Here is a 13,247-nt window from a genome sequence, read left to right as displayed (position 1 = left end):
CTGACGCCGCCGCCTAGTGCACCCGCGGCTTCTCCACGCGCTCCTTGCGCGGGGGCCTGGGCGCGGTGCGGGGCCGCCTGCGCGTCACCATGCGGGAGATGCCGTAGTAGAGCTGCTCCTCGGTGTACACCTTGCGCACCCGGGGCGTGCCGGGGACGTAGGCGCGCCCCGGCCGCTCCAGCCATTGAAGCACTCGCACCTCCCCCGAGAACGAGAAGGCGCCAAGCAGCTCCGGCGGGCACTGCTTGAGGTAGCGGCGCACCAGCGGCTGGAGCCTGCGCGAGAAGTCCTTGCCCAGCACCGAGTGCCTCCGCCCCGCGTGCAGCGTGCCGTCGAAGCGCCGCGAGAGGTGGAAGAGCTCGTGCATCACCGTTTCGATGCGGCCCCGGGCCGTGGAGGCGCGGAAGAAGAGCGGGCGCAGGGTGATGCAGTAGAGCATCCGCTTGCCCTTGATGCGGATGATGGGCTTGCGCCGCCCGGTGCGGTCCGTGCTGCGTCCACCCCGGAAGCACAGCGGCTTCACCGTGCCGCGCGAGGCCCGCCGCGCCTCGCCCGCGATCACCAGGACGCGGCTGGCCCTCACATGCGAGAACTCGGGCATCTTCGCGGCGATGTCGCGAATGAGCGCGCGGACTGCCTTGTTGAAGTTCGGGCGGCTGTGAGGGGCCACGGTGTAGTCAACAGTGTACAGCAAAACCCCTTGAGACCAGCCCCAACCTTCCCCACCCTGGCCGGTATGCATACCGTCCCGCGTGCCACCGTCCGAATCCTGACGCTCGCCGCCTGGGTCGCCGGGTGTGCCTCCACGCCACCCGCCGCGCCCGTGGGCCCCGCGACACTCGCCGCCGAGGAGACGACCGTCGCCTCCCAGGGCCTCACCGAGGTGACGCTCCGCTACGCCGGCCAGCTCACCAGTCCCGGCCCCGCCGTGCTGGAGAAGGCCGACTACGAGCTCGTCTCGGATGGGCAGGTGGTGGAGAAGGGCTCGGCGCCGCTGGGCGTGGCGCTGGCCCCCAATGCCCCTACCCCGTTCTCCTTCCAGGCGGACGCCGCCTACGTGCGCACCCCGGAGGACCTCCGGACGCTGAGCCAGCGGGGGGGGACGCTGCTGGTGGCGCTGCGTGGCCTGCTGACGGTGCGCGCGGGCGACTCCGTGCGGACGGTGCCTTTCGCCTCCTCGCGGGCCGTGCGCGTGCCCCGGCTGCCGGTGGTGCGCCTCGAGGGCCTGGACGGCGCGCGCTACTCGGACGAGAAGGTGGACCTGATGGTGCGCCTGGGCGTGGACAACCCCAACCCCTTCCCCCTGCGGCTGGAGGGGCTCACCTACGCCGTCACCGTGGGCGGCCGCAAACTGGGCGAGGGCACCCAGGGCCAGGCCGATACCGTGGACGCGGCGGCCACCGGGGTGTATCCCGTGGAGGTGGCGGTGACGCGGGAGACGTGGGGCCAGGACGTGCGGGCGCTCATCGCCAAGGGGACGCTGCCGTACGAGGTGGCGGGCGAGCTCACCGGCCCGCTGGTGCGCGTCCCCTACTCGCTGTCCGGAGACGTGAAGCTCAACGTGTCGCGGTAGTGGCCATCTACTTTCTCGGAGACGAACCGGACCGCTTCCCCCACCCCGAGCGGGCGGACCGCAGCGGGCTGCTCGCGGTGGGGGGAGACCTGCGCCCCGAGCGACTGCTCGCCGCGTACTCCCAGGGCATCTTCCCCTGGTACAGCGAGGGCCAGCCCCTCTTGTGGCACTCGCCGGATCCACGCTTCGTGCTGTCGCCGGACAAGCTCCACGTGGGCCGCTCGCTGCGCAAGACGCTCAAGGAGGGCCGCTACGAGGTGCGCTGGGACACCGCCTTCGCGGACGTCATCGACGCGTGCGCCGGCGTGCCCCGCCCCGGGCAGGATGGCACGTGGATCACCCACGAGATGCGCGAGGCGTACGTCACCCTGCACCGGCTGGGCTTCGCGCATTCGGTGGAGTCGTGGGCGGACGGCGAGCTGAAGGGCGGCTTCTACGGCGTGTCGCTGGGGGCGGCCTTCTTCGGGGAGAGCATGTTCGCCCGCGCGCCGGATGCCTCGAAGGTGGCCTTCGTCACCGGGGTGGAGCGCTTCCGCGAGTGGGGCTTCCACTTCATCGACTGCCAGGTGGAGACCGAGCACCTGGCGCGCTTCGGCGCCGAGCACTGGCCGCGGCGCCACTTCCTCAAGGCACTCGGGCAGGCCCTCGAGGAGCCCACCCGCCGGGGGAAGTGGACGAGCCCCTGATTCAGGCCGACAGCTTCCGCTCGGGAGCGTCAGGCTCGAGGGCCTCCCCGGAGGCGGGGGTCAGCAGCACGCGGAAGGTGGTGCCCTGGCCCGACACGGTGTCCACGGTGATGTCTCCGCCCAACCGCGTCACGATGCCATGGCAGATGGACAGGCCGAGCCCCGTGCCCATCCCCACCGGCTTCGTCGTGAAGAAGGGCTCGAAGAGCCGGCCCAGGTGCTCCGGTGAGATGCCGCAGCCGTTGTCCTGTACCTCCACCGCCACCCGACCGTCCGCGCACCGCGCGAGGCCCAGGCGGATGCACGGCTCGCTCCGGCCTTCCAGGGCGTGCGCGGCGTTGACGATGAGGTTGAGGAACACCTGCCCCAGCCCCACGTCGTTGCCCAGCACCCGCGGTATCTCCTGGAAGTCCCGCACCACCCGGATGCCCGGCCGCAGCGTCGTGCCGGCCAGGGAGACGGCGTGCTCCACCACCTCGCGCACGTCCACCGGTTCCTTCGCGGGCTCATCGAGGCGGGCGAAGAGCCGCACGTCCTGCACGATGCGCGCGATGCGCTCGGCCCCGAAGACGGCGTCGCGGCAGGCCTCCCTCAGGTCTTCCCCCTCCCGCTGGGCCTCCTGGGTGCACAACAGCTTCTCCAGCCCCATCTGGACATGGCGCAGGTTGGACAGCACGTAGCTCAAGGGGTTGTTGACCTCGTGGGCCAGCCCCGCCGACATCCGCCCCAGCGCCTCCAGCTTCTGCGCGCGCATCAGCCGCATGTTGGCCTCCGCCAGCGCGCGCGTGCGCTCCTCCACCGCCCTCTCCAGGTCATCCATCCGCCGGTGGCTCTGGCGCAGCAGCTCCCACTTCTCGCACAGCGAGTGCGCCATCTGCCGCACCTCGATGTTGTCGAAGGGCTTGCGCAGGATCAGCAGGCGCTCACTGGAGCCCAGCTTCCGCGACAGCTCATCCCACGAATAGTCGGAGTAGGCCGAGCAGAGCACCACCTGCACGTCCGCGTCCTCGCGCCACAGCCGCAGCGTCGCCTCCACGCCGTCGATACCGGGGGGCATGCGGATGTCCATGAAGATCACGGCGTAGGGGCGCCCCTCCTCCACCGCCGCCTTCACCCGCCGTACGCTCTCCTCCCCACTCATCGCGGAGTCCAGCTCGAAGTCCAGGGCCCTGCTGCGGACCCGACCCGAACCGAAGAGCACGGACTCCATGGCCTCCAGCTCGTCCAGCCCCTCGGGCACGGTGAGGATCTTCCGGAAGTCCTGGTGGATGGCCGGGTTGTCGTCGACGACCAGGATGCGACGGCGTTCCGGGGTGGGTGAGCTCATGTCCTGGCCTCCAGGTCTCGCAGGCGACGCGAGCATCGAGGAAGGCAGCCCATCCGCCTCCACGGACCTGGATTATCTCCTATTAGACACTCTCTCGCACGGGGCAAAAGCCACGGACCGTCCGGCGGCCCGTGGCTTCAGGGCGGAGCCTGCTTGCCTACACGCCAGCGAGGCGAGCGCCCCCCTCCTCAAATCAAGGTGGGGGACTCCTGGTGCTCGGCCATGCGCAGCAGCTCGCGGTTGCGCCAGTTGGCGACGGCCTGGAGCATGTCCTCGCGCATGGAGACGAGCTCCTCGCGGTCGGCCTTGGACTCCACCTGGGGCAGCAGCGAGCTCTCCTCCTGGCCGACGTGCTCCGTCACCATGCGCTCCAGGCGCAGGCACAGCTCGTTCAACCTCGGGTCGGTCTGCTTCACCTGGAGGATCTCCGAGATGAGCTGCTTCACCTCGGCATGGTCCTGGAAGGACTCGTCGATGAGGCCCTCCACGCCCTGCTCCCGGGCGAAGGGATAGAAGAAATGCTCCTCCAGGGCGGCGTGGATGGTGAGGGCCTCGGCGACCTGGCCCAGAAGGAGGATCTTCTCGTCCCCCTCACTGGCCTTGATGCGCTGGAACAGCTCATCGACTTCCCGGTGCTGCTGCTTCAGTAATTCGATCGCGCTCACGGTGTGGGCTCCTTGTCTTCCCTCACGCTCCGCACGCCGGGAACGGGAGACAACCGGAGGGCCCGTGGTGGGCCCCCGCTCCCTGCCCGGCGGGCAGGCGCCCACCGGGGGTTTTCCGGGAATCAGTCGCGCGGCACCTGCCGGAAGACGGCGAGCGACCGGCCGGTGAGCTCGAAGGGGCCGGCGGGCACCGGCTCCTCGGGGCCACGCCGGTCATCCGCGGTGTAGAACTCGATGACCCAGCGGGTCCCCTCGGCCGGAGCCGGCACCGTGAAGCCGACGGGCTCGTGGTGCGCGTTGAGCAGCACCAGCAGTGCATCTCCGATGATGCGCTGGCCGCGCTCGTCCAGCGAGGGGATGGCGTCGCCCCCGAGGAGGAACGCCAGCGAGCGGACGAAGGGCTTGCCCCAGTCCTCCTGGCGCATCTCCGTGCCATCCGGGTTGAACCAGGTGAGGTCCTTGTACTCCGAGTCCCAGATCTGCTTGCCCTGGAAGAAGCGGCGGCGTTGCAGCACTGGCTGGCGGTGGCGGAACTGGATGAGGCGCGAGGTGAACTCCAGCAGGGACTGCCGGCGCTCGTCGAGGTTCCAGTCCAGCCAGGACAGCTCGTTGTCCTGGCAGTAGGCGTTGTTGTTGCCGCCCTGGGTGCGACCCATCTCGTCGCCGGCCACCAGCATGGGCACGCCCTGCGAGAGGAAGAGCGAGGCCAGGAGGTTGCGCTTCTGGCGCTCGCGCAGGGAGACGACCTCCGGGTTGTCCGTCTCGCCCTCCACGCCGCAGTTCCACGCCTGGTTGTCGTCGGCGCCGTCGCGGTTGCGCTCGCCGTTGGCCTCGTTGTGCTTGTGGCTGTAGGTGACGAGGTCGTGCAGGGTGAAGCCGTCGTGGGCGGTGACGAAGTTGATGCTGGCCTGCGGGCGGCGCCGCGCCTCCTGGTAGAGGTCGGAGGAGCCGGCGAGCCGGTAGCCCACCTCGCCCGCGAGGTTCTCGTCCCCCTTCCAGTAGCGGCGCAGGGCATCGCGGTACTTGCCGTTCCACTCGCGCCAGGGCGCGGCGAAGCCGCCCACCTGGTAGCCGCCGAGGCCCACGTCCCACGGCTCGGCGATGAGCTTCACCCGGCTGAGCACGGGGTCCTGGTTGATGGTCTGGAAGATGGGCGCGTGGGGGTTGAACTCGCCCTTGCCCATGCGGCCGAGCACCGTGGCGAGGTCGAAGCGGAACCCGTCCACGTGCATCTCCTCCACCCAGTAGCGCAAGCTGTCGACGATGAGGCGCGCGCCCGCCGGGCTGGAGGCGTTGACGCTGTTGCCGCACCCGGTGAAGTCCAGGTAGTAGCGCGCCTCGGGCATCGTCCAGTAGTAGGCCGTGTTGTCGATGCCCTTGAGCGACAGCGTGGGCCCCAGGTGGTTGCCCTCGCAGGTGTGGTTGTAGACGACGTCGAGGATGACCTCGATGCCCGCCGCGTGCAGGGCCTTCACCATGCCCTTGAACTCGTTGACGGCGGCGCCCGGCGTGGAGCGGCTGGCGTACTGGTGCTCGGGGGCGAAGTAGCAGAGCGTGTTGTAGCCCCAGTAGTTCTTGAGGCCCTTCTCGCCGAGGAAGGAGTCGTCGGCGAACTCGTGGATCGGCAGCAGCTCCACCGCGGTGACACCCAGCTTGAGCAGGTGCTCGATGACGGCGGGGTGGGCCAGGCCCGCGTAGGTGCCGCGCTGGTGCTCGGGCACCTTCGGGTGGCGCATGGTGAGGCCCTTCACGTGGGCCTCGTAGATGACCGTCTTGCGCCAGGGCACGTCCGGGCGGCGATCATTGCCCCAGTCGAAGTCGTTGCCCACCACCACGCACCGGGGCATGCCCGGGGCGCTGTCGCGCTCGTCGCGCATGAGGTCCTGCGCCTCGTTGCCGAGCGGGTAGCCGAAGACGGGCTGGGACCAGTCCACCTCGCCGTGGAGCGCCTTGGCGTAGGGGTCCACCAGCAGCTTGTACGGGTTGCAGCGCTGGCCATTCCGCGGATCGTACGGCCCGTGGACGCGCAGGCCGTAGAGCGTGCCCGCCTCCAGTCCCGGCACGTAACCGTGCCAGGTGAGGTCCGTCACCTCCGGCAGATCGAACCGGCCAATCTCCTTCGAGGGATCTCTCGGGTCGAAGAGGCAGATCTCGACGCGGGTGGCCACCTGCGAGAAGACGGCGAAGTTCACCCCCGTGCCATCGAACGTCGCGCCTCGTGGGTACGGCTTGCCCGGCCAGACTTCCATGGTCATACGCTTCGGAGTCCTTTCAAACGGAGTGCCCGTACAATGTGTGTGTGGGTTCCCCGTTCTTCAAGGACTCCACGCTCCGTCCGACCTGGGACAGACGAAACGTCCTGCACCCGCCAGGAGCGGGCGCCCTTCGTACAGCGCCATACGGTTGGGCGTCTGTGCAGATGCGGTCCGGTGACATCCCCGCCAAGGTGCGCGCCCGCATTGCCTCACCAAGGAGCACGCACATGAAGCAGACGATTCAGGGGTTCTTCCTCGCCGGCACGCTCGTTCTCGGAGGAGCCGCGCTCGCGCAGGACAAGGCCCAGGGTAAGGGTGCGGCCAAGGGTGCCGCCACCGCCGACGTCCGTGGGTTCATCATCCCCACCGACGAGAAGGCCTTCCTCGAGCGGCTGCACTACACCAACCTGAAGGAGATCAAGCTCGGCCAGCTCGCCCAGCAGAACGGCATGAGCCCGGAGGTGAAGGCGTTTGGCGATCAGATGGTGCGCGACCACACCAGCGCGGATCAGCGACTGATGACGCTCGCCCAGGGCCGGGGCCTCAAGCTGGCGGACATGCCCAAGGGGATGAATGACGCGGAGAAGAAGGTCATGGCGGCCGACAAGGCCAACCAGGAGAAGCTCCAGGCCCTCAAGGGAGCGGCATTCGACTCCTGCTACATGTCCCTCATGGTGGGGGACCACGACGAGACGCTCGGCAAGATGATGGCCGGCCGGCAGACGCTCACCGCCAACGCCGAGCTCACCACGATGCTCGACGAGGCGTCCCAGAACGTCACCCGGCACCGCGAGCATGCGTACGCGGTGCTCGGCAAGCTGAGCCCGCAGGGCATGGGCGCCGGCGGCACGGGCGGGGACATGAAGGGCACCAGCCCCTCGGGCGCCGGCACCACGGGCCCGGGCCACACGGGCGGCCACATGGGCACTGGCACCACGGGCTCCGGCGGCACCACGGGCTCCGGCACCGCGGCCCCCGGCACCACGGGCTCCGGCACCGCGGCTCCCGGCACCACGGGCTCCGGCGCGCAGCAGCCGAAGAAGTAGTCCTCGTAACGCCCGGCGGTCCGGCGCGGCCGGTTGGCTTCTTCTGGAAGCCAACCGGCGAGCGACTCAGTGACCGCTGGTGAGCTTCAGGCCCACGATGGAGACGAGCATCAGCCCGAGGAAGAAGAGGCGAGCGGGCGTCGCGGGCTCGTGGAAGAGCACGATGCCCAGGATGGCGGCGCCCAGCGCGCCAATCCCCACCCAGACGGCATAGGCGGTGCCGATGGGCAGGTTCCGGGCCGCGACGCCCAACAGCCCCATGCTGGCGATGATGGCGAGGACGGTGAGGACACTGGGCACGAGCCGCGTGAAGCCCTCGGTGTACTTGAGCCCGATCGCCCAGCCCGTCTCCAGCAGCCCGGCGATGACCAGGAGAACCCACGACATGACGCACTCCTCTTTCGAGTGTCGTAACACCTTTCCCTGAAACATCCTGGGTGTTAGGAGGTTGGAGCAACAACGATTTTCCTGGCGTGGAGGTTGCTTCAGCGATGCACGGTGCACACGAGCTGATCAAGGCCCTGGCCATGGTCCTCTGCGTCGCGGCGGTGACGTCCGTCATCTTCCAGCGACTGCGGCAACCCGTGGTCCTCGGCTACATCATCGCGGGGCTCATCATCGGGCCTCACGTCCCCATCCCGCTCATCGCGGACGCCACCATCGTCCAGACGCTGTCGGAGCTGGGCGTCATCCTGCTCATGTTCTCGCTCGGGCTGGAGTTCAGCCTGCGCAAGCTGCTCCAGGTCGGACTGACGGCGGGGCTCACGGCCGTCATCCAGTGCAGCCTGATGATCTGGCTCGGCTTCATCGTGGGCCGGGCCTTCGGCTGGACGGCGACCGAGAGCATCTTCACGGGCGCCATCATCGCCATCTCCAGCACCACCATCATCGCCAAGGCCTTCGACGAGCAGGGCATCCAGGGCAAGCTGCGGGAGCTCGTCGTCGGGGTCCTCATCGTCGAGGATCTCATCGCCATCCTGCTGATGGCGACCCTGACGGCCATCTCCACCGGCGCGGGGCTCTCCGCGGGGCAACTCACCCTCACCATCGGCCGGCTGGCCGCCTTCCTGGTGGGGCTCGTCGTCGTGGGGCTGCTGGTCGTCCCCCGCGCCGTGCGAGCCGTGCAGCGGCTCAACCGCCCGGAGACGACGCTGGTGGCGAGCATTGGCCTGTGCTTCGCCGTCGCGCTGCTCGCCCAGGAGTTCGGCTATTCGGTGGCGCTCGGCGCGTTCCTGGCGGGCTCGCTCGTGGCGGAGTCCGGCGAGGAGAAGGCGATCGAGCACCTCGTCCAGCCCGTGCGCGACATGTTCGCGGCCATCTTCTTCGTGTCCGTGGGCATGCTCATCGACCCGGGCCTCATCGCCCAGCACTGGGCGGCCGTGGCCGTGCTGACGAGCGTGGTCATCCTCGGAAAGCTCGTGGGCGTCGCGCTGGGGGTGTTCCTCACGGGCAACGGCACGCGCATGGCCGTCCAGTCGGGCCTGAGCCTGGCGCAGATTGGCGAGTTCTCCTTCATCATCGCCGGCCTGGGCCTGTCGCTGAATGCCACGGGGCAGTTCCTCTACCCGGTGGCCGTGGCCGTGTCGGCGCTCACCACCCTCACCACCCCCTTCCTCATCCGGGCCTCGGGGCCGATCGCCAACCTCGTGGACCGGAAGCTGCCCAAGCCCCTCCAGACGTTCGCGGCGCTCTACGGCAGCTGGGTGGAGAACCTCCAGGCCGCGCGGCCGCGACAGACGGCCGGCGCGAGGATCCGCCGGGCGGTGCGCCTGCTGCTGCTCGACGCGACCCTGCTCGCCGTCATCGTCATCGGGACGTCCGTCTATCTGGGGAGGCTGACGGCGGCCATCGAGAGCCGGGTCGGGCTGAGCGCCTCGGTGGCGCGCCCGCTCGTCATCGGGCTCGCGGCCGCCCTCGCGGCCCCGTTCTGCGTGGGAGTGGTCCGGCTCGCCCGTGGCCTGGGGACGCTGCTCGCGGAGGCGGCCCTCCCCACCAAGGCGGAGGGAAAGCTGGATCTGGCCGCGGCTCCGCGCCGCGCGCTCCTGGTGACGCTCCAGCTCGTCGGCGTCCTCGCCGTGGGCGCGCCCCTCGTCGCCCTCACCCAGCCCTTCCTCCCGGGCATCCTCGGCGCGGCCGTGCTGCTGCTCCTGCTGCTCGGGCTCGGCGTGGGCTTCTGGCGCAGCGCCACCAACCTCCAGGGGCACGTGCGCGCGGGCTCACAGGTCATCATCGAGGCGCTCGCGGCCCAGTCGCGCGGCAAGAGCGCGGGGACACAGTCGGACAGCCTGGAGAAGCTCCACCCGGTGCTGCCCGGGCTCGGCGAGCCGACCCCCGTCCGGCTCGAGAGCACCAGTCCGGCCGTGGGTCGGACGCTCGCGGAGCTGAACCTGCGCGGGATGACGGGTGCCACGGTGCTCGCCATCCGTCGCGACGACGGGGGAGTCGTCATCCCCACCGCGGGAGAGCAGCTCCGGACGGGAGACGTCCTCGCGCTGGCGGGCACGCATGACGCCATCGACGCGGCCCGGGCCGTGCTCACCGGAAGCCCCCAGTCCCAGCCCGCGGCCTCCTAGTTCAGGGCTCGGAGTCGCCGGACGGGCCCGCGTCGGGCGGGGCCGGCTGCTTCACGGTGGCCCGGTCCTCCAGCGGCACGCGGCCCACGGACTGGCGGAACAGCTCCCACAGCGCCCGGCGGTGGCCCTCCGGCGTCGTGGTGCCCTCCAGCACCACGCCCGCCCCGCGGTAGCTCACGGTGAGGCCCGAGCCCTTGAGCGCGGTCGCCAGCGTCCCGAGCTGCTCTTGAAGGACGGGCAGCTCGAAGGTCAGGTCCAGCTCGCGCGCGAGGTACGCGTCCGTCTTCAGCAGCGCCCGCAGCGCCTCGCGGCAGCGCGTGTCCTTCACGGAGGCCGTCAGGGAGCGCTCGGCGCCCCCGGTCGTCTTCAGCCCCGGGCACGCCTTGCGCGCGGCGGCCAGCAGCTCCGCGGAGGGCTCGGGCTCGGCGGGCCTTCCCGGCGCGCCCACCACCAGCCGCCACACCGCGAGCTTCCCCTCGGCGTACAACAGCAGCAGCGTGCGTCCCGGCTTCAGCCCCGTGAGCAGCAGCTCGTTGCTGCCTGGCAGCACCTCCGCCGTGGCGATGGACGGGTCCTCCACCTCCACCCACTCCACCACGCTCAGCTTGTGGAAGCGCTCCTTGCCCGTCTCCAGAGGCATCGACAGGTCCACCGGCCACGCGGCGGCGCGCCGAGGCGACAGCGTCAACAGCAGGACGGCCAGGAGGGCGAGCAAGGGGAAGACTCGCCCCCCTGCCCTCTCCCGGAGGTAGGGGGAGTTCACAACCTGATGGCCCCAGGTCACGCGCATCTCGACCCTCTCGGAAAGTGTGCGAGTCCTCTTACCACGGGGTATGTAGAGAAACCTTATGTCTACCTGGGTCCTCTGGACCGCCTGCCTGGCCCTCGTCTTCGTCCGGGGCTTCGTCGCCGCCGCGGAATCCGCCCTCTATGGGACCTCGGACTTGAGCGCGCAGGAGTTGGCGAAATCCAACCCCGGCTCCGGGGACCGGGTGCTCCGCCACAAGACCGAGCGCGAGGCCACCGCCACCGCCCTGCGCGTGGGCATGGTCCTCAGTGGCTTCCTGGCCGCCGCCATTGGTGCCTTCGTCCCTCCGCAGCTCCTGGATTTCACCCGCCTGGGCGAGGCCCCCTGGTTGGGCGTGGCCACCGTGCTCGCGGGCGCCCTGCTGGTGGGCCTGCTCGCCACGCTCGTCGAGGTGACGATGCGCGGCCTGGCCAACGCCGCGCCCGAGCGCTGGGCCCTGCGCCTCTCGTGGCTCGTCTCGACGCTGCGCCTCGTCTTCTATCCGCCCATGCGCATGCTGATGGGCCCCATCAACCTCGTGGCCCGCGGCTTCGGCCGCAACCTGCGCTTCGAGCCCCCGCCGCCGCCCCTGGAGGAGCTGGAGAAGCTGCTCGCCGCCCAGGCCGCCAAGGAGGAGGTGGACGAGAGCGCACCCCAGCTCATCCGCTCCATCTTCGAGCTGTCCGACAAGCGCTGCCGGGACGTGATGGTGCCGCGCACCGAGGTGGTGACGGTGGACATCTCCACCCCGCCCGCCGAGGTGCTGCGCCTGCTGGCCGAGGAGAACCACTCGCGCATCCCCGTGTGCCGGGATGACGTGGACCACATCCTCGGCATCCTCCACGCGAGAGATCTCATCCCCCTGCTGCAGCACCCCGAGCTCATCGTCCTTCAGGACACCATCCGCCCCGCGCACTTCGTGCCCTGGCTGAAGCCCATTGGCGATCTGCTGCGCGAGATGCAGCGCAAGAAGATCCACATGGCCATCGTCGTGGACGAGTACGGCGGCTTCATGGGGATCGTCACGCTGGAGGACATCCTCCGGGAGATCGTCGGCGACATCGGCGACGAGTTCGAGGTGGAGGAGAAGCAGGTGGAGAAGCAGGCCGACGGCAGCTTCCTGGTGGACGCCGGGCTGGAGGTGGACCGGTTCACCCAGGCGTTCGGCTTCCCGCTGCCGGAAGGCGACTTCGACACGCTGGGCGGCTTCCTGTCCTCGCTCGCCGGCCACCTGCCGGACGTGGGCGAGCGCTTCACCTTCAACGGCTGGGCCTTCACCGTCCACGCCAAGGATGGCGCGCGCATCGAGCGCGTGCGGATGCTCAAGCTCAAGACGCCCACCAAGGAGCCCTCGCCTCCCACCAAGGAGAACGCGAACAAGGACTCCGCGAGCCAGGAGCTCAAGGCCTGAGCTTCACTCCCGCGCGGGCACCACGGGCCGGAAGTGCTCGAGTCGTATGTAGCGCTCGGCGCGGAACGGCATGAGGCGCACCGTCTCCCCGAAGGCCAGTGCCACCCCGCCGCCCACCTCCACCCGCCACGAGCGCGTCGGAAGCTCGGCGCTGTCCGACTCCAACTGCAGGGGGAAGGACACGGTGAAGGTGCGGTGCTCATCCGCCGCCAGCGGCAGTTGCACGCCGCGCGTGCCCACCGCGTAGCGCCGGCCGTCCAGGCGCAGCTCGAAGTCCACCCCCGTCACCTGCCCGTCCCAGAAGGTGGGGTTCTCCACCGCCAGGCGCAGGGTGAGCTCGCCGGCACCCTCCGGGGTGAAGACGAGGCCCACCTCCTCCACCCGCACCGCCTCGTCCAGCGCATGCGGACGCAGCGTCACGCCGGTACACCCGGAGAACCACGGCAAACACAACAGCAGCAGGTAGCGCATCAGCCCCCCAGGAGCGGCGTCAACGCCTCCACCGAGAGCGGCCACCCGGTGCGGCGGGACAGCACCTCCAGGGCCCGGATGAACTCCGTGGCCGACTGGAAGCGGCGGGCCTTGTCCGCGAAGAGCGCCTTGCGCAGCACCTGCACCGCGTAGTCCGGCAGCTCCGGCACCAGCGAGGACAGCAGCGGGGCCCGCGCGTCCCGCACCCGGTGCATCAGCTCCGCCTCGCTGTCCGCGGTGTGGAGGCGCCGGTTGGCCAGCAGCTCCCACAGGATGACGCCCACCGAGTACAGGTCGCTGCGCGCGTCCACCTGCAGGCCCAGCACCTGCTCCGGGCTCATGTACGGCAGCGTGCCGCGCAGCGAGCCCACGTCCCCGCGCATCACCCCCTCCACGTCCGCGACGCCGAAGTCGGTGAGCTTCACGTCCCCCGACACGCCCAGCAGGATGTTG

General features: G+C 70.1%; 13 protein-coding genes. 5 read left to right on the top strand and 8 right to left on the bottom strand.

All coding sequences use genetic code 11. From position 1 onward, the window contains the following. Positions 1 to 13 precede the first annotated feature (13 nt). Positions 14 to 601, bottom strand: a complete 588-nt coding sequence (locus VF794_RS22295) for a hypothetical protein (RefSeq protein ID WP_331113596.1) — start codon at positions 599 to 601, stop codon at positions 14 to 16. 135 nt (positions 602 to 736) lie between these two features. On the opposite strand from VF794_RS22295, the gene VF794_RS22290 reads away from it, so the two are divergent. Next, positions 737 to 1,573 carry an LEA type 2 family protein gene (locus VF794_RS22290; RefSeq protein WP_331113594.1) on the top strand — a complete coding sequence of 279 codons (837 nt, stop codon included), beginning with the start codon at positions 737 to 739 and terminating at the stop codon, positions 1,571 to 1,573. Then, positions 1,573 to 2,259, top strand: coding sequence for a leucyl/phenylalanyl-tRNA--protein transferase (gene aat, locus VF794_RS22285; RefSeq protein ID WP_331113592.1), 687 nt, complete (start codon positions 1,573 to 1,575; stop codon positions 2,257 to 2,259). The genes VF794_RS22290 and aat overlap by 1 nt, the downstream gene beginning before the upstream one ends. A 1-nt stretch (position 2,260) precedes the next feature. Here the strand turns inward: aat and VF794_RS22280 are convergent, their stop codons facing one another. The 3 genes from VF794_RS22280 to glgX all read right to left on the bottom strand — a co-directional run bounded on the left by VF794_RS22280 (position 2,261) and on the right by glgX (position 6,506). Next, a complete protein-coding gene (locus VF794_RS22280) occupies positions 2,261 to 3,586 on the bottom strand; it encodes a sensor histidine kinase (RefSeq protein ID WP_331113590.1) in 1,326 nt (441 codons plus the stop codon). Positions 3,587 to 3,774: 188 nt separating this feature from the next. Further along, positions 3,775 to 4,251 (bottom strand): hemerythrin domain-containing protein, encoded by a 477-nt coding sequence (locus VF794_RS22275; RefSeq protein WP_331113588.1) that lies wholly within the window; start codon positions 4,249 to 4,251, stop codon positions 3,775 to 3,777. A 122-nt stretch (positions 4,252 to 4,373) separates the two neighbouring features. Further along, entirely contained in the window at positions 4,374 to 6,506 is a 2,133-nt protein-coding gene (glgX, locus tag VF794_RS22270; RefSeq protein WP_331113586.1) for a glycogen debranching protein GlgX, read from the bottom strand. Between the two features lie 227 nt (positions 6,507 to 6,733). Here glgX and VF794_RS22265 point away from each other — a divergent pair, with 227 nt between their 5' ends. Next, positions 6,734 to 7,552, top strand: a complete 819-nt coding sequence (locus VF794_RS22265; protein ID WP_331113584.1) for a DUF4142 domain-containing protein — start codon at positions 6,734 to 6,736, stop codon at positions 7,550 to 7,552. Between the two features lie 66 nt (positions 7,553 to 7,618). Here the strand turns inward: VF794_RS22265 and sugE are convergent, their stop codons facing one another. Next, positions 7,619 to 7,939 carry a quaternary ammonium compound efflux SMR transporter SugE gene (gene sugE, locus VF794_RS22260; RefSeq protein ID WP_331113582.1) on the bottom strand — a complete coding sequence of 107 codons (321 nt, stop codon included), beginning with the start codon at positions 7,937 to 7,939 and terminating at the stop codon, positions 7,619 to 7,621. Between the two features lie 104 nt (positions 7,940 to 8,043). Between sugE and VF794_RS22255 the strand changes: the two genes are divergently transcribed. Continuing rightward, a complete protein-coding gene (locus VF794_RS22255; protein WP_331113580.1) occupies positions 8,044 to 10,125 on the top strand; it encodes a cation:proton antiporter in 2,082 nt (693 codons plus the stop codon). 1 nt (position 10,126) lies between these two features. Here the strand turns inward: VF794_RS22255 and VF794_RS22250 are convergent, their stop codons facing one another. Continuing rightward, complete coding sequence (locus VF794_RS22250) at positions 10,127 to 10,840, bottom strand: pilus assembly protein N-terminal domain-containing protein (protein WP_331113578.1); 714 nt, start codon at positions 10,838 to 10,840, stop codon at positions 10,127 to 10,129. 133 nt (positions 10,841 to 10,973) lie between these two features. Here VF794_RS22250 and VF794_RS22245 point away from each other — a divergent pair, with 133 nt between their 5' ends. Next, positions 10,974 to 12,323, top strand: coding sequence for a hemolysin family protein (locus VF794_RS22245; protein WP_331113576.1), 1,350 nt, complete (start codon positions 10,974 to 10,976; stop codon positions 12,321 to 12,323). Positions 12,324 to 12,326: 3 nt separating this feature from the next. Here the strand turns inward: VF794_RS22245 and VF794_RS22240 are convergent, their stop codons facing one another. Further along, the gene (locus VF794_RS22240; protein WP_331113574.1) at positions 12,327 to 12,743 is read right to left on the bottom strand and encodes a hypothetical protein; all 417 of its coding nucleotides are present in this window, start codon (positions 12,741 to 12,743) and stop codon (positions 12,327 to 12,329) included. Between the two features lie 50 nt (positions 12,744 to 12,793). Next, positions 12,794 to 13,247, bottom strand: a 454-nt coding sequence (locus tag VF794_RS22235) for a serine/threonine protein kinase (RefSeq protein WP_331113572.1), incomplete at its 5' end; no start/stop codon positions are given.

The sequence above is a fragment of the Archangium sp. genome (assembly GCF_036389735.1).
Lineage (GTDB): Bacteria > Myxococcota > Myxococcia > Myxococcales > Myxococcaceae > Archangium.
This window is presented reverse-complemented; position numbering and strand designations above follow the sequence as displayed.